This is a genomic window from Erythrobacter neustonensis (genome assembly GCF_001663175.1).
Lineage (GTDB): Bacteria > Pseudomonadota > Alphaproteobacteria > Sphingomonadales > Sphingomonadaceae > Erythrobacter > Erythrobacter neustonensis.
Genome location: NZ_CP016033.1, coordinates 902,400 through 922,098, shown reverse-complemented (window position 1 = coordinate 922,098; position 19,699 = coordinate 902,400). Strand labels below are relative to the sequence as shown.

21 protein-coding genes are annotated in these 19,699 nt (G+C 67.1%); 15 read left to right on the top strand and 6 right to left on the bottom strand.

Translation table 11 applies throughout. From position 1 onward, the window contains the following. Window positions 1-17: 17 nt before the first annotated feature. The 5 genes from A9D12_RS04335 to A9D12_RS04315 all read left to right on the top strand — a co-directional run bounded on the left by A9D12_RS04335 (window position 18) and on the right by A9D12_RS04315 (window position 5,776). Complete coding sequence (locus tag A9D12_RS04335; protein WP_068353631.1) at window positions 18-1,004, top strand: NAD(P)H-quinone oxidoreductase; 987 nt, start codon at window positions 18-20, stop codon at window positions 1,002-1,004. A gap of 150 nt (window positions 1,005-1,154) precedes the next feature. Further along, window positions 1,155-2,021 (top strand): UDP-2,3-diacylglucosamine diphosphatase, encoded by an 867-nt coding sequence (locus A9D12_RS04330; protein WP_068353627.1) that lies wholly within the window; start codon window positions 1,155-1,157, stop codon window positions 2,019-2,021. Beyond that, window positions 2,018-3,124: a glycosyltransferase family 4 protein gene (locus tag A9D12_RS04325; RefSeq protein ID WP_082925390.1), complete on the top strand. Its 1,107-nt coding sequence runs from the start codon at window positions 2,018-2,020 to the stop codon at window positions 3,122-3,124. Before A9D12_RS04330 ends, A9D12_RS04325 begins: the two co-directional genes overlap by 4 nt. Window positions 3,125-3,223: 99 nt before the next feature. Next, complete coding sequence (locus A9D12_RS04320; protein WP_068350121.1) at window positions 3,224-3,961, top strand: DUF1013 domain-containing protein; 738 nt, start codon at window positions 3,224-3,226, stop codon at window positions 3,959-3,961. Between the two features lie 135 nt (window positions 3,962-4,096). Then, a complete protein-coding gene (locus tag A9D12_RS04315; protein ID WP_068350119.1) occupies window positions 4,097-5,776 on the top strand; it encodes a long-chain-fatty-acid--CoA ligase in 1,680 nt (559 codons plus the stop codon). Between the two features lie 141 nt (window positions 5,777-5,917). On the opposite strand, the gene A9D12_RS04310 is transcribed toward A9D12_RS04315, so the two are convergent. Together A9D12_RS04310 and A9D12_RS04305 are read right to left on the bottom strand one after the other, a co-directional pair. After that, window positions 5,918-6,280, bottom strand: coding sequence for a bactofilin family protein (locus A9D12_RS04310; protein WP_068350117.1), 363 nt, complete (start codon window positions 6,278-6,280; stop codon window positions 5,918-5,920). A 37-nt stretch (window positions 6,281-6,317) separates the two neighbouring features. After that, the gene (locus A9D12_RS04305; protein ID WP_335645784.1) at window positions 6,318-7,463 is read right to left on the bottom strand and encodes a M23 family metallopeptidase; all 1,146 of its coding nucleotides are present in this window, start codon (window positions 7,461-7,463) and stop codon (window positions 6,318-6,320) included. Window positions 7,464-7,676: 213 nt separating this feature from the next. On the opposite strand from A9D12_RS04305, the gene A9D12_RS04300 reads away from it, so the two are divergent. The 9 genes from A9D12_RS04300 (at window position 7,677) to A9D12_RS04260 (ending at window position 15,148) form a co-directional block, all read left to right on the top strand. After that, window positions 7,677-8,957 carry a glutamate-5-semialdehyde dehydrogenase gene (locus tag A9D12_RS04300; protein WP_068350113.1) on the top strand — a complete coding sequence of 427 codons (1,281 nt, stop codon included), beginning with the start codon at window positions 7,677-7,679 and terminating at the stop codon, window positions 8,955-8,957. Then, window positions 8,954-9,619, top strand: a complete 666-nt coding sequence (locus tag A9D12_RS04295) for a nicotinate-nucleotide adenylyltransferase (RefSeq protein ID WP_068353622.1) — start codon at window positions 8,954-8,956, stop codon at window positions 9,617-9,619. The genes A9D12_RS04300 and A9D12_RS04295 overlap by 4 nt, the downstream gene beginning before the upstream one ends. A gap of 171 nt (window positions 9,620-9,790) precedes the next feature. Next, window positions 9,791-10,144, top strand: a complete 354-nt coding sequence (gene rsfS, locus A9D12_RS04290) for a ribosome silencing factor (protein WP_156522912.1) — start codon at window positions 9,791-9,793, stop codon at window positions 10,142-10,144. Between the two features lie 142 nt (window positions 10,145-10,286). Next, on the top strand, window positions 10,287-10,709 hold the full coding sequence (locus A9D12_RS04285; protein WP_068353616.1) for a 23S rRNA (pseudouridine(1915)-N(3))-methyltransferase RlmH: 423 nt from the start codon (window positions 10,287-10,289) through the stop codon (window positions 10,707-10,709). A gap of 7 nt (window positions 10,710-10,716) precedes the next feature. Then, on the top strand, window positions 10,717-11,952 hold the full coding sequence (locus A9D12_RS04280) for a murein hydrolase activator EnvC family protein (RefSeq protein WP_068350111.1): 1,236 nt from the start codon (window positions 10,717-10,719) through the stop codon (window positions 11,950-11,952). Between the two features lie 97 nt (window positions 11,953-12,049). Beyond that, window positions 12,050-13,414 carry a S41 family peptidase gene (locus tag A9D12_RS04275; RefSeq protein WP_068350108.1) on the top strand — a complete coding sequence of 455 codons (1,365 nt, stop codon included), beginning with the start codon at window positions 12,050-12,052 and terminating at the stop codon, window positions 13,412-13,414. A gap of 13 nt (window positions 13,415-13,427) precedes the next feature. Then, complete coding sequence (locus A9D12_RS04270; RefSeq protein WP_068350105.1) at window positions 13,428-13,880, top strand: disulfide bond formation protein B; 453 nt, start codon at window positions 13,428-13,430, stop codon at window positions 13,878-13,880. Window positions 13,881-13,902: 22 nt separating this feature from the next. Next, window positions 13,903-14,424: a demethoxyubiquinone hydroxylase family protein gene (locus tag A9D12_RS04265; protein WP_068350104.1), complete on the top strand. Its 522-nt coding sequence runs from the start codon at window positions 13,903-13,905 to the stop codon at window positions 14,422-14,424. Window positions 14,425-14,581: 157 nt separating this feature from the next. Beyond that, complete coding sequence (locus tag A9D12_RS04260) at window positions 14,582-15,148, top strand: hypothetical protein (RefSeq protein ID WP_068350103.1); 567 nt, start codon at window positions 14,582-14,584, stop codon at window positions 15,146-15,148. 3 nt (window positions 15,149-15,151) lie between these two features. Here A9D12_RS04260 and A9D12_RS04255 read toward each other — a convergent pair whose 3' ends face one another. Genes A9D12_RS04255 through A9D12_RS04240 form a run of 4 tightly spaced genes read right to left on the bottom strand, consistent with a single transcriptional unit; the run spans window position 15,152 to window position 18,879 of the window. After that, complete coding sequence (locus A9D12_RS04255) at window positions 15,152-16,165, bottom strand: NAD-dependent epimerase/dehydratase family protein (RefSeq protein WP_068350102.1); 1,014 nt, start codon at window positions 16,163-16,165, stop codon at window positions 15,152-15,154. A gap of 6 nt (window positions 16,166-16,171) precedes the next feature. Further along, window positions 16,172-16,978 (bottom strand): enoyl-ACP reductase FabI, encoded by an 807-nt coding sequence (gene fabI, locus A9D12_RS04250; RefSeq protein WP_068350100.1) that lies wholly within the window; start codon window positions 16,976-16,978, stop codon window positions 16,172-16,174. Continuing rightward, entirely contained in the window at window positions 16,975-17,865 is an 891-nt protein-coding gene (locus A9D12_RS04245) for a YihY/virulence factor BrkB family protein (RefSeq protein WP_068350097.1), read from the bottom strand. The genes fabI and A9D12_RS04245 overlap by 4 nt, the downstream gene beginning before the upstream one ends. An 18-nt stretch (window positions 17,866-17,883) precedes the next feature. After that, entirely contained in the window at window positions 17,884-18,879 is a 996-nt protein-coding gene (locus tag A9D12_RS04240) for a DnaJ C-terminal domain-containing protein (protein ID WP_068350094.1), read from the bottom strand. A gap of 143 nt (window positions 18,880-19,022) precedes the next feature. Here A9D12_RS04240 and pdxH point away from each other — a divergent pair, with 143 nt between their 5' ends. Then, the gene (gene pdxH / locus A9D12_RS04235; RefSeq protein ID WP_068350093.1) at window positions 19,023-19,691 is read left to right on the top strand and encodes a pyridoxamine 5'-phosphate oxidase; all 669 of its coding nucleotides are present in this window, start codon (window positions 19,023-19,025) and stop codon (window positions 19,689-19,691) included. Window positions 19,692-19,699 lie beyond the last annotated feature (8 nt).

Here is a 19,699-nt window from a genome sequence, read left to right as displayed (position 1 = left end):
CCGATTTGCCCCAAACCATGCAAGCCATCGGGTTCGAGGCACCGGGCGGGCCCGAGGTTCTCAAGGTGCAGGAGATGCCGCTGCCGCGCCTGCGCCCTGACGATGTGCTGATTCGCGTTGCCTATGCCGGGGTCAATCGGCCCGATTGCCTCCAGCGCGCGGGCGCCTATCCGCCGCCTAAGGGGGCCTCGCCGCTGCTCGGGCTTGAAGTTTCGGGCGAGATCGTCGCGGTCGGCAGCGAAGTCCCGCGCGAGATGGTGGGGCAGGTGGTCGCCGCATTGACGCCGGGCGGGGGCTACGCCGAATATTGCGCCGCGCATTGGCAGCACTGCCTGCCCGTGCCCGAAGGCATGATGCTGGCCGATGCCGCCGCGCTGCCCGAAACGCTGTTCACCGTGTGGCACAACCTGTTCGAACGCGGGCTTGCGCGCGAGGGCGAGACCGTGCTGATCCACGGCGGCACCAGCGGTATCGGGACAATGGCGATCATGCTCGCCAAGGCGTTCGACATGACGGTGATCGTGACCTGCGGCGATGCGGCCAAGTGCGCCGCCGCCAGCCGGATCGGCGCGGATCTCGCAATCAACTACCGCGACACCGATTTCGTCGAAGCGGTGATGGCGCACACCGATGGCAAGGGCGCGGACATCGTGCTCGATATGGTGTCGGGCGATTATGTCGCGCGCAACCTCAAATGCATGGCCGAAGATGGCCGCCACGTGACGATCGCGGTGCTGGGCGGGGCCAAGGCCGACATCAATATGGCGGTGGTGATGATGCGCCGCCTGACGCTGACCGGATCGACGCTGCGCCCGCGATCGGACAGCTTCAAGGCCGCGTTGGCCGACGAGATCGCCACCAACGCCTGGCCCTTGTTCTGCGACGGGGAACTGGCCCCGGTGATGGACAAGACCTTCCCGCTGGCCGAAGCTGCCGCGGCCCACGCGCGGATGGAAGCGGGCGATCATATCGGCAAGATTGTGCTCGAAGTGGCCGGTGGATAGGCCGCGCATCGGCCTGACCCCGCGCTGACCGGAAACTGTCGCGCAACCGTCACCGGCTTGCGGCGCTGGTGTCACATTCTGCTGCCACAGGCTGCCTGAGAGACCCTGCTCAGGAGCCTTGCGATGACCAGCGCCGACCGCAGCGACCCGATGGCCGACAGGATCGCGCGCCTGCCGCGCAGGCCTTCGCGCCGCCCCGAACCCATAGATGCGGCGCGCCGCCGCTATCGCACTGTCTGGATCAGCGATGTCCACCTCGGCACCAAAGGGTGCAACGCCGAGCTGCTGATCGACTTCCTCGACCATGTCGACAGCGAGACGATGTATCTGGTCGGCGACATCATCGATGGTTGGCGGCTGAAGAAGAAGTTCTACTGGCCCGCCGCGCACAACGACATCGTCTGGCGGATCATGAAACGCGCCCGGCGCGGCACGCGGGTGGTCTATATCCCGGGCAACCACGACGAGATGTTCCGCCAGTTCACCGGCCTCAACTTCGGCGGGATCGAGATTCGCCGCGCGGCCTTCCACGACACCGCCGACGGGCGCCGGCTGATGGTGCTGCACGGGGACGAATTCGATGCCGTCATGCTGTCGCACCGGTGGCTCGCCTTCGTAGGCGATCATGCCTACCACCTGATGATGCGGCTCAACCTTGTGGTGAACGCGGTGCGCCGCGGGCTGGGGCTGCCCTACTGGTCGCTCAGCAAGGCGGCCAAGCACAAGGTCAAGAACGCCGCGCAGTTCATCGGCCGATACGAGGAAGTCGTCGCGCGCGCTGCGGGGGAGCGCGGGGTCGACGGGGTGGTGTGCGGCCACATCCACACCGCCGAATTCCGCAGCTTCGAACACAATGGCCGGACCATCGAATACTGGAACGATGGCGACTGGGTCGAGGGCTGCAATGCGCTGGCCGAACATCACGACGGGCGCATGGAAATCCTCCACTGGCCCGAGGAAATGCAGCGGCGCATCGCGGATGCGGCGCCAGCCGGCGAAGCCCGCGCGGCGGCATGAACAGCCTGTCCGTCATCGGCCTCGACGATGCAGAGCCGCTCGGCGTGCTGCCGCAACCCGCCTCGATCGCGATCGTTACCGATGCGTGGCACCCGCAGACCAATGGCGTGGTTCGCACGCTGACTGCGACCTGCGACCAGCTGCGCGCGTGGGGCCACCGCGTGACGGTGATCAGCCCCGAAGGCTATCCGTCGGTGCCTGCGCCGACCTATCCCGAAATCCGGCTTGCGCTGACACTGCCCGGCGCGGTCGGACGCCGATTGGCGCGCGCCGCGCCCGATGCGGTGCATATTGCCACCGAAGGCCCACTGGGGCTTGCCGCAAGGGCCTGGTGCCTGCGTCGGGGGGTGCCGTTCACCACCGCCTATCACACGCAGTTTCCCGATTATGTCGCACAGCGCACGGGCCTGCCTGCCGCATTGTTCTGGCCCTATATCCGCTGGTTCCACCGCCCTGCGCAAAGCGTCATGGTCGCCACCGAAACGATCCGCAGCCAGCTGCGCGAACAGGGCCTCACCCGGCTGGCCCACTGGAGCCGCGGGGTCGATCTGGCGAGCTTTTCGCCCGCCGCGCCGCCGCCGCCCGAATATGCGGGTCTGGCAGGCCCGATCCTGCTCTATGTCGGACGGGTCGCGGTCGAAAAGAACATAGCCGCCTTCCTTGCCTGTGATTACCCCGGGACCAAGGTCGTGGTGGGGGATGGCCCCGCGCGCGCCGCGCTGGAGCGGCAGTTTCCGCACGCATTGTTCCTCGGCAAGCGCACCGGCGAAGCGCTGGCGGGATGTTACGCGCACGCCGATGTCTTCGTCTTCCCGAGCCGCACCGATACCTTCGGGCTGGTGATGATTGAGGCGCTGGCCTGCGGGACGCCGGTCGCCGCGTTCCCGGTGGCGGGGCCGCGCGATATCGTCACCGAGGAAGTGGGCGCGCTGTCCGAAGATCTGACCCGCGCGATCGATGCCGCGCGCTATTGCGACCGCGCCGCGTGCCGCGCCTATGGTGCGGGCTTTTCATGGGCCTCAGCGACGCGGCAGTTTCTTGCAGGCCTCGCGCCGCTGGGCGAAGATCGGGCGCACATCCTTGCGGCCCCGCCCGGATTTTGAATCCATTTCTTGCCGTTCTTCGCCGTTTGGCCTATCTAAGCTCCCAAGGCGGCCGCTCCGAAAGGGGCGGCCCTTTCATTTTCAACGGAGATTCCCCTCATGGCTATCAAGGATCAGCCCAAGCCGCTGATGCCGCATGCCACGGCGACCTGGCTGGTGGACAACACGGCGCTGTCGTTCGAACAGATCGCCGAGTTCTGCGGCCTCCACATCCTCGAAGTGCAGGCGATGGCCGATGACCTTGCGGGCAGCAAGTATACCGGCCGCGATCCGGTGCATTCGGGCGAGTTGACGCAGGCCGAAATCGAAAAGGGTCAGGAAGACCCGGCCTATTCGCTCAAGATGCACAAGGCCCCGGTCGAAGTGACCCGCACCAAGGGCCCGCGCTACACCCCCGTGTCCAAGCGTCAGGACAAGCCCGACGGCATCGCCTGGATCCTGCGCCATCATCCCGAAGTGTCGGACGCGCAGATCGGCAAGCTGATCGGCACCACGCGCAACACCATCGGCGCGCTGCGCGACCGCACGCACTGGAACATCGCGAACATTACCCCGAAAGACCCGGTGACGCTGGGCCTGTGTTCGCAGCGCGAGCTTGATGCGATGGTCGCCAAGGCGGCCAAGCGCGCCGGGATCAGCGAAGGCGGCGATGCCGCGCCCAAGGCCGAACGCAACGACCGCGAGAACCTGATCGCCGAACTGCGCGCCGAACGCGAAGCGCAGACCAAGGCCGCCGGCGCCGCTGCGCAGGAAGCCGAGGCCGAAGCCTGGCTCGCCCGCAAGCGCGAAGCCGAAGCCGCCGAACAGAAGATCGATCCGGAAAGCGGGTTCATCTGATCCGCCTTTCCTGCTGACCAACAACCCGTCGCCCCGGATCGCTTCCGGGGCGATGGTGTTTCCGGCAGCGCAAAATCGTCGCAAATCCGGCGGTTTCGCTTGTGCCTTGGGCGATTGTTCGGCACAATTATTGACATGACTGTCAGTAACTTTTCCCCCGCCCGATCCGCCGCCTATCATCACCCCACACCGCTCGGCACGATCTTCACGCCGGCGAGCCTGCCCGCGCTGTTCGAACGCACGCTGCACCGCAACCCGGATGCGCCGTTCCTGCATTTCCTCGGGCGCACCTACAGCTACAAGCAGATTTACGCGCAGGCACAGGCCTTTGCGCTGGGTCTGTCGCGGGCCGGGATCGTCAAGGGCGACCGGGTCGGCCTGTTCCTGCCCAACGTGCCGATCTATGCCGCCGCCTATTACGGCTCGATGATGGCGGGCGCGGTCGTGGTGAACTTCTCGCCGCTCTATTCGGTCGAGGAACTGTCCTGGCAAGTCGGCGACAGCGGCACCAAGGTGCTGGTGACGGTCGATGTGCCCGAACTCTACAAGACCGCGAAGAAGGTGCTCGATGCCTCGACGCTGGAAACGCTGGTGGTTGGCAGCCTCGCGGACCAGCTTCCACGGCTCAAGGGCGTCGCGATGAAGCTGCTGAAGCGCAGCCAGATCGCCGATGTTGCTTATGGCGCCAAGGTCAAAAGCTGGGCCGGGATGACGCCTGCGGGCACGCCGCCCAAGGTCGCGGTGGGGCCGGAAGACCTCGCCCTGCTGCAATATACCGGCGGCACCACCGGGCGGCCCAAGGGCGCGATGCTCGGGCATGACCAGCTGTCGGTCAACGCGCAGCAGGTCGCCGGCATCAACCCCTTCGGCAATCCCGCGGGCGAGGTGTTCGTCGGCGCGCTGCCGTTCTTCCACGTCTTCGCCAACACCGCCCTGCTCAACCACGCGATGGTGACCGGCGGGTCGATCGCGATGGTGCCGCGGTTCGATGCGGGCCAAGTGCTGGCGATAATCCAGAAATACCGCTGCACCGGTTTTCCCGGCGTGCCGACGATGTTCCAGGCGCTGCTCGACCATCCCGATCTCGCCAAGACCGATCTGTCGAGCCTCAAGGTCTGCATCTCGGGCGGGGCGCCGATGCCAGCGCCGGTGCACGAACGCTTCGAGGCGGTTACCGGGGTGCGGATTGCCGAAGGCTATGGCCTGACCGAAAGTTCGGGCGTGGTCTCGGCCAACCCCTATCAGGGCACCCGCAAGCGCGGGACGATCGGGCAGCTGGTGCCGGGCACCGAAGTAATTCTGCTCGACAAGGAAAACCCCGAAAACCTCGCCCCCGAGGGCGAGCCGGGCGAGCTTGCGGTGTGCGGGCCGCAGATCATGCGCGGCTATTGGCAGCGACCGGAAAGCGATGCCGACACTTTCGTCCGGCGCGACGGGAAATGCTATCTGCGCACCGGCGATGTCGCGCGGATCGACGAGGACGGCTTCCTCGAGATCGTCGACCGGATCAAGGACATGATCGCGGTCAATGGCTTCAAGGTCTTCCCCAGCGTGGTCGAGGACGTGATCCTCGAACACGCCGCGATCAAGGAAGCGCTGGTGATCGGCGTTCCCGACGATGCCCGGGGCGAAGTGCCGCGCGCCTATGTCACCTTGAACGAAGGCGCGACCGAAACCGGGGCCGAGCTGGCAAGCTGGCTCAACGCGCGGATCGGCAAGCACGAGCGCGTGGATCAGGTGGTGGTGCGCGACAGCCTGCCCAAGACCATGATCGGCAAGCTCGACCGCAAGACCCTGCGCGCCGAGGTGCTCTGACACGGACACAAAAACGGCCCGAATGTTTCACGTGAAACATTCGGGCGAAGGCGTGAAAATGCCTGTCTGAGAACGGCCTCAACCGGGCTGGAGGGGGCCTAAGGCCCCGCTAACCCCGATCGAAACGCCGCGCGGCGGTGCCTAACCCGCGATCGCCACGCTCGGCACGGCCATCACCGCGGCGCGTGCGTTGGGAGCAAAACGGCCATCGACCTGCGCGCCCTGTTCGATGGTCAGAGCATCATAATGCACATCGCCTTCGATCCGCGCGGTCTTGAGGATCACCAGCTCGCGCGCGGTGATCGATCCGGTCACCTTGCCCGCCAGCCGCGCGGTTTCCGCCGTCACCGCGCCGTTGATGGCGCTCTTGTCGCCCTGCACCAGCGAAGCGCAGGCGATGTCGCCATCGATCGTGCCGTCGATATGCAGATCGGCCGAGGCGCTGATATTGCCCGTGATCGTCACATCCGATCCGATCACCGAAAAGGTCGAACCTGCCCCCATTGCATTGCCCCTGATTGCGGGCCGGATCCCGGCCACGTTACTTTGCTCCGGCTGCGCGGACTTCCTTGAGAACATTGGGTGCGGCCTCCAGAAACGGGCGCGGATTGACCGCGCGGTCATTGATGCGAACTTCGAAATGGAGGTGCGGCCCGGTGGAACGCCCGGTCGAGCCGAGCCCGCCGATCGTGCTGCCTGCGCCGACGCCCTGGCCGACCTTCACGTCGATCCGCGACAGGTGGGCATAGCGGGTCAACATCCCGTTACCATGCGTGATCTCGATCGCATTGCCATAGCCCGACTTGACCCCGGCAAAGGTCACGCGGCCATCGGCAGCGGCGAAGATCGGCGAGCCGATGGGCCCGCGAAAATCGATTCCCGCATGCATCGCGCCGCGCCCGTGGAAGGGATCGTGGCGGAAGCCGAAGCCCGAGGTGATGTTCTGGATGCTGGCGGGGACGACCTGCGGGATGCCGTCGATCGCGCGTTCGAGCACCGCCATGCGCGCAAGGCTGAGGCCGAGGCGTTCAAAGCGCGGGTCTTCTGCGCCCTTCATCGCTTCGAACGGGCCGCCCATTGCGGCCTGCGTGTTGCGGGTGAGCGTGCCGGGATCGAGGTTCAATTTGCGGATCGCGGCTTCGGCGCGGCGGGCGCGGGCTTCGGCAAAGCGGGTCAGGCGTTCGGCAAAGGCGATCTGGCGCGCTTCGATCGCGGCAAGCCCGCTGGCACCGGGGACCATCGCGCTGACCTTGCGGATCGTGGCGGCGGTTTCGGCAGCGGCAGGGGTGGCGGGAGCGGGCGCGGCGGCAGCGGCCTCGACCATGTCCTCGGGCAGCATCCGGGCCATTTCCTCGAGGAACTTCTGGCGTTCCTCAAGCTCGCCCACCGCCTTGCCCAGATCGCCGCCATAGGCATCGATCCGCTTGCTGGCGCTGGCGACGCGGGCCTTTTCCTGTGCAAGCGCGGCAAGGTCTGCCTCGGCGCGGTAGGTGCCCCAGGCCATCACGGCGAGCGCGACCAGCCACAGCGCGAGCAGCACGGCGATGCTGCCCGCCACACGCTTTTGCAGCGTCGAGGATACCTTGATGAAGCGCACTTCGCCATCGGCGCGCATGAAGAACTCGCGGTCCGGGAACCATTCGCGTACCCGGTCACCCCACGACTTCGTGGATATTTCGTCTGACAATTGCGGCCCCGATTTTTTTATATCTATGCCCGATGGCAGCGCCGTTATCAGGCCCGATGGGGCCGGTCGAATCCCCGGACGCGCAGTTTGGCCGAGTGGACAGCGAATCGCGATGAAACGCCAAAACGGGCGGGTTCGGGCAGGCTTCGGGTGCCGGCGACTCGACCCGCCTTGTGGCCTGACAGGGTGTTTGCGGCCTGCTAGAACGCGGCCATGACCACGATTGCAACCGCATCCGCGCCCGCTGATCCCTCAGCACTTGTGACCACGCTGGCGCAGGCCGCGCGCAGGGCGCAGCGCCAGCTTGCCGCGCTTTCGAGCGACGCGCGTGCCGCCGCGCTGGTGCGTGCCGCCGATGCCTTGCGCGCCGCCGCGCCCGCGGTGCTTGCAGCCAATGCGCGCGATCTTGCGGCGGGCGAGGCCCGCGGACTGTCGGGCGCGATGCTCGACCGGCTGATGCTCGACGAAGCGCGGCTTTCCGCAATCGCCGATGCGGTCGCGGCGGTCGCGGCGCTGCCCGATCCGGTGGGGCAGGTGATCGATACGGCAGCGCGGCCCAATGGCCTTGCGCTGAGCCGCGTGCGCGTGCCGATCGGGGTGATCGGGATCATCTACGAAAGCCGCCCCAACGTCACCGCCGATGCCGCCACCTTGTGCGTGCGCGCGGGCAATGCTGCGGTGCTGCGCGGCGGGAGCGAGGCGGTGCATTCGAACACCGCGATCCACGCCGCGCTGGCCGAAGGGCTGGTGGCTGGCGGCGTTCCGGCCGAAGCCGTGCAGCTTGTCCCCTCTCAGGACCGCGCCTGTGTCGGCGCGATGCTGACCGCGAGCGGCCTCATCGACATGATCGTGCCGCGCGGGGGCAAGAGCCTTGTCGCGCGGGTGCAGGCCGATGCGCGGGTCCCCGTGCTCGCGCATCTCGACGGGATCAACCACACCTATGTCCACCACGCTGCCGAGCCGGCGATGGCGGAGCGGATCGCGGTCAACGCCAAGCTGCGCCGCACGGGCATCTGCGGGGCGATGGAAACGCTGCTGATCGATTCGGCCTATCCCGCAGCGCCGGCGCTGGTCGCCGCGCTGATCGATGCGGGGTGCGAAGTGCGCGGCGACGGGCGCGCCGCCGCGCTTGACCGCCGGGTGATCGCGGCGAGCGACGAGGACTGGGACACCGAATATCTTGACGCGGTGCTGTCGGTCGCGGTGGTCGACGGGTTGGAGGATGCGCTGGCGCATATCGCGCGCCATTCTTCGGGCCACACCGATGCGATCGTCACCGCTGATGCGGAGACTGCCGAACGCTTTCTGGCCGAAGTCGACAGCGCGATCGTGATGCACAATGCCTCCTCGCAATTTGCCGACGGGGGCGAATTCGGGCTCGGCGCGGAAATCGGGATCGCCACGGGGCGGCTGCACGCACGCGGGCCGGTCGCGCTGGAGGGGCTGACGACCTACAAGTGGCAGGTGCGCGGGGCGGGGCAGACGCGGCCTTGAGCGCCGCCGTGCTGACCGGGCTGCTCGGCGGGAGCTTCAACCCCGCGCATGGCGGGCACCGGCGAATCACGCTGTTTGCGATCGATGCGCTGGGGCTGGACGAGGCGTGGTGGCTGGTCTCGCCCGGCAATCCGCTGAAGCCCAAGGCGGGGATGGCGCCCCTGAAAGCGCGGCTGCTCGCCGCCCGCCGGCAGGCGCGGCGCGCGCGAATCTTGCCCACCGCGATCGAGCAGCAACTGGGCACGCGCTACACCGCCGACACGCTGGCAAAGTTTGTCCGGCGCTATCCCAAGCGGCGCTTCGTGTGGCTGATGGGGGCGGACAATCTGGCGCAGTTTCACCGCTGGAAGGACTGGCGCCGGATCGCGCGGACAATGCCGATTGCGGTTATTGCGCGTCCGGGCTATGATGCGGGCGCCATGACGAGCCCCGCCATGGTCTGGTTCAGGCGCTATCGTGTGTCTGGTGCCAGCATTCGGAAACGGGGGCAATGGAGCGCACCGGCACTGGTGTTACTGCGTTTCGATCCAGACCACCGCTCGGCCACGGCGATCCGCCGTGCCAATGCGGATTGGGCCGAGGCCCTGCTCGGGCCGGATCGAGATGTGCCGCTGCGCGATCGGCTGACATTCCGTACTGTCCGGCCAGAGGATGCTGCATGAGGCGCGGTTTGCGTGGCTCGGCTGCATCGCTTGCCGGTGTGCGGACGTGCTGGCTTCATCGCCCCGAACTCTGGAGAATTGTGATTGCCGATCCCCGAAGCCCTCGCCGCGGCGCTGCCGCTGGGCGCAGTGCAAGCCGCCGCCAAGGCACCCTCGCTGGTGCGCGCTGACATGGGCGCCGATAGCCTGCACGCGCTCGTGATGGCGCAGCTCGACGACGATCAGGCGCAGGAAATCGTCTCGATCCCGCTCGAAGGGAAAAGCTCGATCGCCGATCACATGGTGATCGCCAGCGGCCGTTCGACCCGTCAGGTCGCGTCGATGGCGCAGAAGCTGGCCGAGAAGATCAAGCATGCGGGCTTCGGCCATGCGCGCGTCGAAGGCCTGCCGGCCGCCGACTGGGTGCTGATCGATGCGGGCGACGTGGTCGTCCACCTGTTCCGCCCCGAAGTGCGCACGTTCTACAACCTCGAACGCATGTGGAGCTTCGAGGGGTCGGAGACGTCGATGCAGGGTCGGAATTAGTTATTGTTGCGGGGGCACCTTCGCGCCCCCGTCCTCGGCGCTGTTTCGAGCTCTGCGGGCTCGAGCGCCTGCGGCTCGCGCGCGTGCGCTCGCGGGGCGCAGCGCGCCCCGAAATCGCTCTGTCTTGCTTAGGGTGGCGCTTATTCTCCTCCACATCATCGCGCGCGGGAAGATCGGACGGTCGCCGGAGGGCGATCTGGTCGATCGCTATGCCAAGCGGCTGACGTGGCCCGTCAAGATCACCGAATGGCCCGACACCGGCGCAGGCAAGGTGGCAGAGCCCATCACCCCGCACCGCACCGTGCTGCTCGACGAGCGCGGCAAGGCGATGTCCTCGGAAAGCTTCGCCGTCCTGCTGGGCCGCTGGCGCGATGACGGGGTGCGCGAGACCCGCTTCATGATCGGCGCGGCGGACGGGCATTCCGATGCCGAGCGCGCCGCGGCCGACCTCTTGTTCGCCTTTGGCCCCGCCACCTGGCCGCACATGATCGCGCGCGCGATGCTGATGGAACAGCTCTACCGCGCCACCACGATCCTTGCAGGACATCCCTATCATCGGGCATGACGGCGCCATGCGGGGGCGAACAATCCTGATATTGGGCGCGGTGATCGGCGTGGCGGCAGCGCTGACGCTCGCGATGCCGCGTCTGCCGCACGCCGCCCCGGTCATTGCGCTTGACGATCCCGCCGAGGCGGAGGCCGCGCTCGCCCGCGCGACCCGCGAAAGCCGGCTTGCGGAAAGTCGCGCCGCGCGACTTACCCGCGCCGCCGACAGCGCCACCGAAGCCGCGCAGAAAACCGCAAGCCAGGCCGCCGCGCTCGCCGCGCGGATCCAGCAGGCCGAAGCCGAGATCGAAGCGAGCCGCGCGCGGCTGACGATCGCGCGCAGCCGCCGCGCCGCTCTGTCCGCCCGGCTGGCCGAAAAACGCGAACCCACCGCCCGGCTTGCCGCCGCGCTCCAGACCGCGGCGCGCCGTCCGCTCGCGCTGGCCGCGCTGCAACCCGGATCGCTTGCCGATGTCGTCCACGTGCGCGCGGTGATGGCGAGCGCGGTGCCGCAGATCGCGGCGCGCACCGCCAGCCTGCGCCGCGATCTCGAACGCGGGCGCGCGCTCGAGCGGCAGGCCGCAACCGCGCTCGCGCAGTTGCAGGGCAGCGAGGCCGAACTGCGGGGCCGCCGCGCCCAGCTTGCCGCGCTCGAACAGCAGCAGCGCACCGCCTCGCGCAGCGCGCAAGGCGCGGCGCTGCGCGAAGCCGAACGCGCGCTCGCACTGGCAGAGGACGCGCGCGATCTCGACGGGCTGGTCGACAAGCTGGGCGAGGTTGCGCGGCTGCGCAGCGAATTGGCCGCATTGCCCGGGCCGATCCTGCGCCCGGCCGATCTGGCCGCGCCGCTGCCATCGCAGCCCGCGCCTGCCGCCGCCGACCCCGCCGCCACGCCGCCACCGGCCGATTTCCAGCTGCCCGTGCAGGGGCGCACGCTGGTCGGCTTCGGCGCAAGGCGGACAAGCGGGCTGGCCTCGACCGGGCTCACGCTGGCGCCCGCCGCCCAGGCGCAGGTCGTCGCCCCGGCGAGCGGACGGGTGGCCTTTGCGGGCGAATATCGCGGGTTCGGGCGGATCGTCATCATCGAGCATCCCGGCGGCTGGACCAGCCTTGTCACAGGGTTGGCGCGGGTCGATGTGATGGTGGGTGCGGGCGTGATCGGCGGATCGCCGATCGGCCGCGCCAGCGGGGGCGCGGTGCCGGTGACGATCGAGCTGCGCCGTGCGGGCAAGCCGGTCAATCCGTTGCAATATCTGCGCTGATCTGTCCCGCCTTGCGGGCTTTGCCAAGGCGCACGAGTTATCTGGCGTTCATGCGGCCGAACCTATACATTGGCCGCCTTAAGGAGCCTTGCCACCCATGAAGTTTGCCGCTCTCCTCCACAGTGCAGCGCTGGTCACCGCCATCGCGCTGATCCCGGCGACCACCGCCACGATGGCGCAGGTCGATGGCCGCGCGGGGCCCGAATTTGCCAAGCTGTTCGCGGTCTTCCAGCGGGTCAAGGCGAGCTATGTCGAGCCAGTCGACGATGAAAAGCTGATCCGCGGCGCGATCGACGGGATGCTCGCCAGCCTCGATCCGCACTCGGCCTATCTCGACGGGAGCGATCTCCAGCGGCTCGAAACGATGATCGACGGCAAGTACTCTGGCCTCGGCCTGTCGGTGGTGATGGAGGATGGCGCGGTCAAGGTGATCTCGCCGTTCCGCGGCAGCCCGGCCGAAACTGCCGGGATCAAGGCTGGCGATTTCATCACACACCTCAACGGCAAGCTGATCGTCGATACCAAGCTCGATGATGCGGTCGCGCAGATGCGTGGGCCCAAGGGCACCTCGATCCGGCTGACGATCTTCCGCGAGGGCCGCGATGCGCCGCTCGAACTCGACGTGATGCGCGGCGTGATCGAGCTGGAACCGGTCACCTCGGAACTGGCGCCGGGCAATATCGCGATGATTTCGGTCAACGAATTCAGCGCCAATGTTGGCGCGGACGTGTTCGCCGAATGGCAGGCGCTCAAGAAGAAGGCGCCGGGCGGCAAGATCGCCGGTCTGGTGCTCGATTTGCGCAACAATCCCGGCGGCAGCCTCGACGAATCGGTCGCGCTGTCGGACCTGTTCCTGACCAATGGCCGGATCGTCAGCCAGCGTGGCCGCGCGCGCGGCGAAACGATGCTCTACGATGCCGAGACCGTCTATCGCGGCGACATGGCCGAAGGCGTGCCGATGATCGTGCTGATCAATGCCGGCTCCGCCTCGGCCTCGGAAATCGTCGCGGGCGCCTTGCAGGACCACCGCCGCGCGCTGGTGATGGGCGAGCGGAGCTTCGGCAAGGGCAGCGTGCAGTCGCTGCTGCCGCTGGGCAATGATGCCGCGCTGAAGCTGACCACCGCACGCTACTATCTGCCCGCGGGTCGTTCGGTGCAGGAAGGCGGGATCAAGCCCGACATCATGGTGCCGCAGATTTCCGATCCCGATTATGTGCTGCGCCAGAAATACCAGACCCGCGAAAGCGATCTGCGCGGCCACCTGATCAACGAGCTTGGCATGAAGGACGAGCAGATGGAGGCCGACAAGATCGCCGATCCGCGCTTCCAGCTGACCGCCGCCGAACTGGAAAAGCAGGGCATCAAGGATTTCCAGCTGAACTACGCGATGGAAACCTTGCGCCGCACCACCCGCAGCACCGTGGCACTGCGCCCTGGCAAGCAGCCTGCGGCCAAGCCGTAACCGGACAGCGTTGATGGACAATCTTGCAAAGGCGCGGATGCTCGCCGTGCTGGTCCCGGCTGCACTGCTCGGCGGGGCCTATGTGGGGCAATATGCCTTCGGGCTCTACCCGTGCGAGATGTGCTGGTGGCAGCGTTACCCGCACTTTGCCGCGCTGGTGCTGGGCGTGATCGCCTATGTCGCCAAACCGCCGCAGGTGTGGACGGCGCTGGCGGGGCTGGCGATCCTGACCTCGGGGCTGATCGGCGGGTTCCATGCCGGGGTCGAATATGGCTGGTGGGAAGGCATCACCGCCTGTTCCAAGCCGGGTGCGGGCGTCGACATCATGGATTTCAACGCCGCGCCGCTGATCCGCTGCGATGTCGCGCCGTGGACGCTGGGCGGAATCAGCCTTGCAGGCTTCAACTTCCTGATTTCGAGCGTGGCGGGTGCGGCCATCGTGGCGCTCGCCGCGTATCGCAAGTGAGACTGCTTTCAAGGAGCCGATGATGGACCGCAAAGACATCCACCGCATGATCCGGGTCGACCAGGCCGGCGAATTCGGCGCGACCCGCATCTACGAAGGCCAGCTTGCCGTAATGGGCGACCGCGGGCCGCAATCGGCCGAGATCCGGCACATGGCAGCCCAGGAAGCCGTGCACCGCGCGAAGTTCGATGCGCTGATGGCCAAACGGGGCGTGCGCCCGACCGCGCTCCATCCGATCTGGTCGGCGGCAGGCTATGTGCTGGGTGCAGGCACCGCGCTGCTCGGCCCCGAGGCGGCGATGGCCTGCACCGCCGCGGTCGAGACCGAGATCGACAAGCACTATTCGGATCAGCTCGACGCGCTGGAGGCGACCGGGGCCGACCCCGAGCTTGCCGAAATGATCGCCGAATTCCGCGAGGAAGAGCGCGAGCACCGCGATGCCGCCTTCGCCCACGGCGCCGAACGCGCGCCGGCCTATCCGCTGTTGTCGGGGGTGATCCGGCTGGGCTGCCGGATCGCGATCAAAGTCAGCGAGCGGGTCTGAAGGGCGGCGGCCCGCCCCGACGCCGGAACATTGCCGGCAGGCGGCGGGTTTGTCCTGCCTTCACACCCGGTTCAGCCCCCCGGGACTAGACAAGGCCGCAGCACCGGGGGCATGGTTTTGTCCAGCCCCGCGCCCCGATAGAGGATTACCGTCCGCCATGAAGCATCTGTTCGCCTCCGCCCCGCTTGCCGTTCTCGGCGCGCTTGCCGCGATCGGTGCCGGATCGGTCCCGGCCGTCGCGCAGAGCGCAGGCGAAAAGGTCAACATGGTGATCGCCTATGATCCGGCCGAATGCCCCGTGGCGCAGCCGGGCGAGGTTGTGGTGTGCGAAATCCTCGTCCAGGAAGACCGCTACCGCATCCCCACCAACCTGCGCTATTCGGACGATCCCGCCAACCGCGCGCGCGCGCGGCAGGTCGAGGAAATCAAATATGTCGGCGATTTCGGCACGATGAGCTGCTCGCCCGCGGGCGCAGGGGGTTTCACCGGATGCAACCAGAAGTTCATCGAAGCCGCCTACAAGGACAAGTCCGAGGCTGACGCGGTGCGCTTCGGTCTGCTGATCGAGCAGGCGCGCGCCGAACGTCTGTCGACGATCGACGCCGATGCCGCGGAAGAACAGAGCCGCGTCGAGATGATCGAGCGCGAATACATGCAGCGTTTGGAACGCGAGCGGCAGGCCGAGCTTCCGGGCGAGGGCGCCTTGCCCGCGCCGCCCAAGTAAGCCTCACACCCCGTAATATTCGCGGTACCACGCGACGAACTGCGCCACGCCTTCGCGAAACGGCGTTTGCGGGGCGTAGCCGGTGAGCGCCCTGAGCAGCGCGGCATCGGCCCAGGTCGCAGGGACGTCGCCTTTCTGCATCGGCAGGTAGTTGCGGATCGCGGCGCGCCCGCATTCGGCCTCGATCGCCTCGACGAAATCGAGCAGCCGCACCTTGTCGCCATTGCCGATATTGACCACGCGGTAGGGCGCAGCCGGGGAAAGGCTGTCGCCCTCCGCGATGTCCTCCGCGCTCTCGGGCCGCACCGGGGCGGCATCGATCAGCAGCCGGATGCCGCGCACCAGATCGGTGACGTAAGTGAAATCGCGGTACATCGCGCCGTCGTTGTAGATGTCGATCGGCGTGCCTTCGAGGATCCCGCGGGTGAACTTGAACAGCGCCATGTCGGGCCGCCCCCAGGGCCCGTAGACCGTGAAGAACCGGAACATCGTGGTCGGCAGGTTCCAGAGGTGCGCGTAGGAATGCGCCATCGCCTCGTTCGCCTTCTTGGTCGCGGCGTAGAGCGTAAGCGGCGTGTCGACCTTCTGCGCTTCGCGGAACGGCATGTCGGTTTCCGCGCCGTAGACCGACGAGGTCGAGGCCATCAGCAGATGATCCACGCCAAGCTCGCGCGCGCATTCCATCACGTTGAACGCGCCCACCAGATTGGCTTCGACATAGGCGCGCGGGTTTTCGAGGCTGTAACGCACCCCCGCCTGCGCGGCGAGGTGGACGATCACATCGGGCTTTTCCGCGAGCGCCAGCGCGTGCAGTGTCTCGAAATGCTCCAGCAGCCCCTCGGTGCAGGAGAAATTCGGATGCTGTAGCAACATCTGGTGGCGCCGCTGTTTCAGCCGGACATCGTAATAGTCCGTCATCCCGTCATAACCGACGACGCGGAACCCCTCGGCCAGCAGCAGCGCCGACAGGTGATAGCCGATGAACCCGGCAGACCCCGTGACAAGGACGGTGCGCACGCCCGGTCAGGCGAGCGCGATGTCGGGTGCGTCTTCCTGCTTCATGCCGACCACATGATAGCCCGCATCGACATGGTGCGTTTCGCCCGTCACGCCCGAGGCGAGATCGGACACGAGATAGAGCCCCGCACCGCCGACATCCTCGATCGTGACGTTGCGGCGCAGCGGCGCGTTGTATTCGTTCCACTTCAGAATGTAGCGGAAATCGCCGATCCCGCTTGCCGCCAGCGTCTTGATCGGGCCTGCACTGATCGCGTTGACACGGATATTGCGCGGCCCCAGATCATTGGCGAGATATTTCACACTCGTCTCCAGCGCCGCCTTGGCGACGCCCATGACGTTGTAATGCGGGATCACCTTTTCGGCGCCGTAATAAGACAGCGTCAGGATCGCGCCGCCGCTTTCGGGCATCATCGCCGCCGCGCGCTGGCTGATCGCCACCAGCGAATAGGCCGAGATGTTCATCGTGTTGAGGAAGTTGTCGAGGCTGGTGTCGACATATTTTCCGCGCAGTTCGTTCTTGTCCGAATAGCCGATCGCGTGGACCACGAAATCGATCGTGTCCCAGCGTTCCTTCAGCGCAGCAAAGGCCGCATCGAGCGAATCCATGCTCGACACGTCGCATTCGAAAGTGAAATCGCTGCCCAGTTCGGCGGCGAGCGGAATCACCCGCTTGGCCAGCGCGTCGCCCTGATAGGAGAAGGCCAGCTGCGCGCCGTGTTCGGCCAGCTTCTTGGCGATGCCCCACGCCAGCGACTTGTCGTTGGCAAGGCCCATGATGAGGCCGCGCTTGCCTGCCATCAGTCCGTTCATTCCGTCGTCTCCTTGGCGGCGGGTTCGGGCGTGGGGGTGCGCCCCTCGACCGCCAGTGCCGCATTCAATTCCGCGCCGATAACGAGGCCCAGCCCGACAAGCCAGAAAAACAGCAGCGTCACCATGCTGCCCGCCAGACTGCCATAGGTCAGATCATAGGCAAAGGCGCTGCGCAGCACCACGGGCAGCGCGGCGGACACCGCGAGCCACCACAGCGTGGTGAACAGTGCGCCGGGCCATTTGGGCCACTGCCGCCCGCGATAGGATTTGGGCGTCAGCGTGACGAACAAAATCCACAGCGAGGCCGCAAGGCCGATCCCCGGCACGATCCGCGACAGGCGCAGCGCGCCGATCAGCGTGGCGAATTCGGGCACCGTGGTCTGAATGATCTCCTGCGCGCCGCCGATCATCACCTGCGCGAACAGCGACAGCATCAGCAGCACCACCGCCCCCAGAATCAGCCCGATCGAAATCAGCCGCTTCTTGAAAAAGCTGCTGCCCGACTTGGTGTCGTAGGCACGGCGCAGGATATCGCGGATCGTCTCGATCAGGCTCGACACGGTCCACAGCGCCACCAGCCCGCCCAGCCACAACAGCCAGCCCGAGCGTGCGGCGATGACCGTTTCGGCGACGGGAACGATCGTGGTCGCGACCGAGGATGGCATGGCGCGCGCGACGTTGAAGATCAGCGCCTCGGCATTCTCGCGCCCGCCGATCAGATCGAACAGCGCCGCGCCCAGGATGAAGAACGGGAAGATCGCCAGCATCGACAGATAGGCAAGGTTGCCCGCGTGGATGAACCCGTCGTTGAAGGTATCGATCAGCACCTTGCGCGTCACCGGCCATGTGCGGGCGGGGAGACGCGCGAGGGAGAAGGGCAGGGCCATGATCGTGTTCGCCCGGCGCTAGAGGCCGAACTTCTCCCGCGGGCGCGCAGTATCGACCCACCCGTCGAGCCGCTGTTCCAGCGCCGCCAGATCGGCGGGCAACTGGATTTCGATCGTCACCAGCTGGTCGCCGCGTTCGGGCGCGCCGCCGGTGGTCTTGCCGTTCTTCTTCGTCCAGCCCTTGCCTGCCAGCCGCATCACCGTGCCGCTGGAGGTGCCGGGCTTCACCGTCAGCATCACCGCGCCATCGGCCGTGGGGCATTTGACCTTCGCGCCGCGCACCGCCTCGTCGAGCGTGACGGGCAGGTCCATGCGGATATTGTCGCCCTCCCGCCGGAAGAAGGGGTGCGTGCCGACTTCGACCATCACGATCCCGTCACCATTGCCGCCGGTGCCGGGGTGGCCCTTGTCCTTGAGGCGCATTATCGTGCCATCCTCGACACCGGCGGGCAGTTTGAGGTTGATCGCCTTGCCATCGGCCAGCGTGATCCGCTGATCGCGTCCGGTAGCCGCATCGACGAAAGGCACTGCGAGCCGGTACTGGATATCCGCGCCGCGCCGGGGCGGGGGCGGCGGAGGCTGGCGGCCGAAACCGCGCCGCGCGCCGGCCTGCGCCTGCGCCTTGCGCCCGCCGAACAGCCCTTCGAACAGATCGCCCAGATCGACATCGTCGCCGCCGAAGCCGCCGAAATCGCCCGGCCCTGCGCCGCCCGGGCCGCCCGGCCCCGCGCCATAGGTGCCGCCGCGCCCGTAACCGGGGCGCGCGCCCATGCCCGCAAAGGGATTGGCCGGATTGCCTTCGCCATCGATCTCGCCGCGGTCGAACTGCGCGCGCTTGTTCTTGTCGCTCAGCAGATCATAGGCGCGGGTCGCATCGGAGAATTTCTCCGCCGCCTTGGGATTGTCCTTGTTGCGGTCCGGATGCAGCTCCTTGGCGAGCTTGCGATAGGCGCTCTTGATGTCCGCGTCGGACGCGGTGCGGGGTATTCCGAGAATGACGTAAGGATCGCGCATGGTGAGTTAGCTAGGTGAGACAGCGGCCCTGTGCAAGCGTGCGGCCCGTGCCGAGCGAAATCGCGTGTTCATCACATGCGCCTTTCGCCGGCAGTGCTGCGTAACTATGGCACCGCAATCACCGCCGTTTCGAGGAAGCGCCCATGTCCGATACCACCCCGCTCGACGATGCCCAGCTTGCCGACAGCGTGCTGCCCGCCGGCGCCGATCCCTTTGCCCTGTTCGAGGAATGGTTCGCCGCTGCGCAGGTGGGCGAGTTGAACGATCCCAACGCGATGGCGCTGGCCACGGCCTCGGCGGATGGTGCGCCCTCGGTGCGGATGGTGCTTTTGAAGGGGCACGGCGCGGGCGAGAATCCCGAAGGCATGGGGGGCGGGGGCTTTACCTTCTTCACCAATGCGGAAAGCCGCAAGGGCGAGCAGATCCGCGCCAACATGCAGGCCGCCTTGCTGTTCCACTGGAAGAGCCTGCGCCGCCAGATCCGCATCGAAGGCCCGCTGGTCGAAGTCAGCCCCGCGCGCGCCGATGCCTATTTCCACTCGCGCCCCTACAAGAGCCAGGTCGGCAGCGCGGCGAGCGACCAGTCGCGCCCACTGGCACAGCGGCAGGAGTATCTCGACCGGGTGCAGCAAGTCTGGGCCGCACACGAGGGCGAAGGCCAGGTGCCGCGCCCCGCGCACTGGACCGGTTTCACGCTTTCCCCCCGCCGGATCGAATTCTGGATCGACCGCGACAACCGGCTGCACGACCGGCGCGAATTCGTCCGCGATGGGGCGGATGGCGAGTGGGCCGACACGCTCCTTTACCCTTGAGGCACGGA

What these genes read in the sequence shown, in the direction of transcription:
- A9D12_RS04265 (WP_068350104.1), top strand. Translation starts at nt 13,903, where the DNA reads ATGGACCGCAAAGACATCCACCGCATGATCCGGGTCGACCAGGCCGGC.
- A9D12_RS04260 (WP_068350103.1), top strand. Translation starts at nt 14,582, where the DNA reads ATGAAGCATCTGTTCGCCTCCGCCCCGCTTGCCGTTCTCGGCGCGCTT.
- rsfS (WP_156522912.1), top strand. Translation starts at nt 9,791, where the DNA reads ATGGGCGCCGATAGCCTGCACGCGCTCGTGATGGCGCAGCTCGACGAC.
- A9D12_RS04275 (WP_068350108.1), top strand. Translation starts at nt 12,050, where the DNA reads ATGAAGTTTGCCGCTCTCCTCCACAGTGCAGCGCTGGTCACCGCCATC.
- A9D12_RS04245 (WP_068350097.1), bottom strand. Translation starts at nt 17,865, where the DNA reads ATGGCCCTGCCCTTCTCCCTCGCGCGTCTCCCCGCCCGCACATGGCCG.
- A9D12_RS04315 (WP_068350119.1), top strand. Translation starts at nt 4,097, where the DNA reads ATGACTGTCAGTAACTTTTCCCCCGCCCGATCCGCCGCCTATCATCAC.
- A9D12_RS04335 (WP_068353631.1), top strand. Translation starts at nt 18, where the DNA reads ATGCAAGCCATCGGGTTCGAGGCACCGGGCGGGCCCGAGGTTCTCAAG.
- A9D12_RS04240 (WP_068350094.1), bottom strand. Translation starts at nt 18,879, where the DNA reads ATGCGCGATCCTTACGTCATTCTCGGAATACCCCGCACCGCGTCCGAC.
- A9D12_RS04330 (WP_068353627.1), top strand. Translation starts at nt 1,155, where the DNA reads ATGGCCGACAGGATCGCGCGCCTGCCGCGCAGGCCTTCGCGCCGCCCC.
- A9D12_RS04325 (WP_082925390.1), top strand. Translation starts at nt 2,018, where the DNA reads ATGAACAGCCTGTCCGTCATCGGCCTCGACGATGCAGAGCCGCTCGGC.
- pdxH (WP_068350093.1), top strand. Translation starts at nt 19,023, where the DNA reads ATGTCCGATACCACCCCGCTCGACGATGCCCAGCTTGCCGACAGCGTG.
- A9D12_RS04310 (WP_068350117.1), bottom strand. Translation starts at nt 6,280, where the DNA reads ATGGGGGCAGGTTCGACCTTTTCGGTGATCGGATCGGATGTGACGATC.
- A9D12_RS04270 (WP_068350105.1), top strand. Translation starts at nt 13,428, where the DNA reads ATGGACAATCTTGCAAAGGCGCGGATGCTCGCCGTGCTGGTCCCGGCT.
- fabI (WP_068350100.1), bottom strand. Translation starts at nt 16,978, where the DNA reads ATGAACGGACTGATGGCAGGCAAGCGCGGCCTCATCATGGGCCTTGCC.
- A9D12_RS04280 (WP_068350111.1), top strand. Translation starts at nt 10,717, where the DNA reads ATGCGGGGGCGAACAATCCTGATATTGGGCGCGGTGATCGGCGTGGCG.
- A9D12_RS04300 (WP_068350113.1), top strand. Translation starts at nt 7,677, where the DNA reads ATGACCACGATTGCAACCGCATCCGCGCCCGCTGATCCCTCAGCACTT.
- A9D12_RS04320 (WP_068350121.1), top strand. Translation starts at nt 3,224, where the DNA reads ATGGCTATCAAGGATCAGCCCAAGCCGCTGATGCCGCATGCCACGGCG.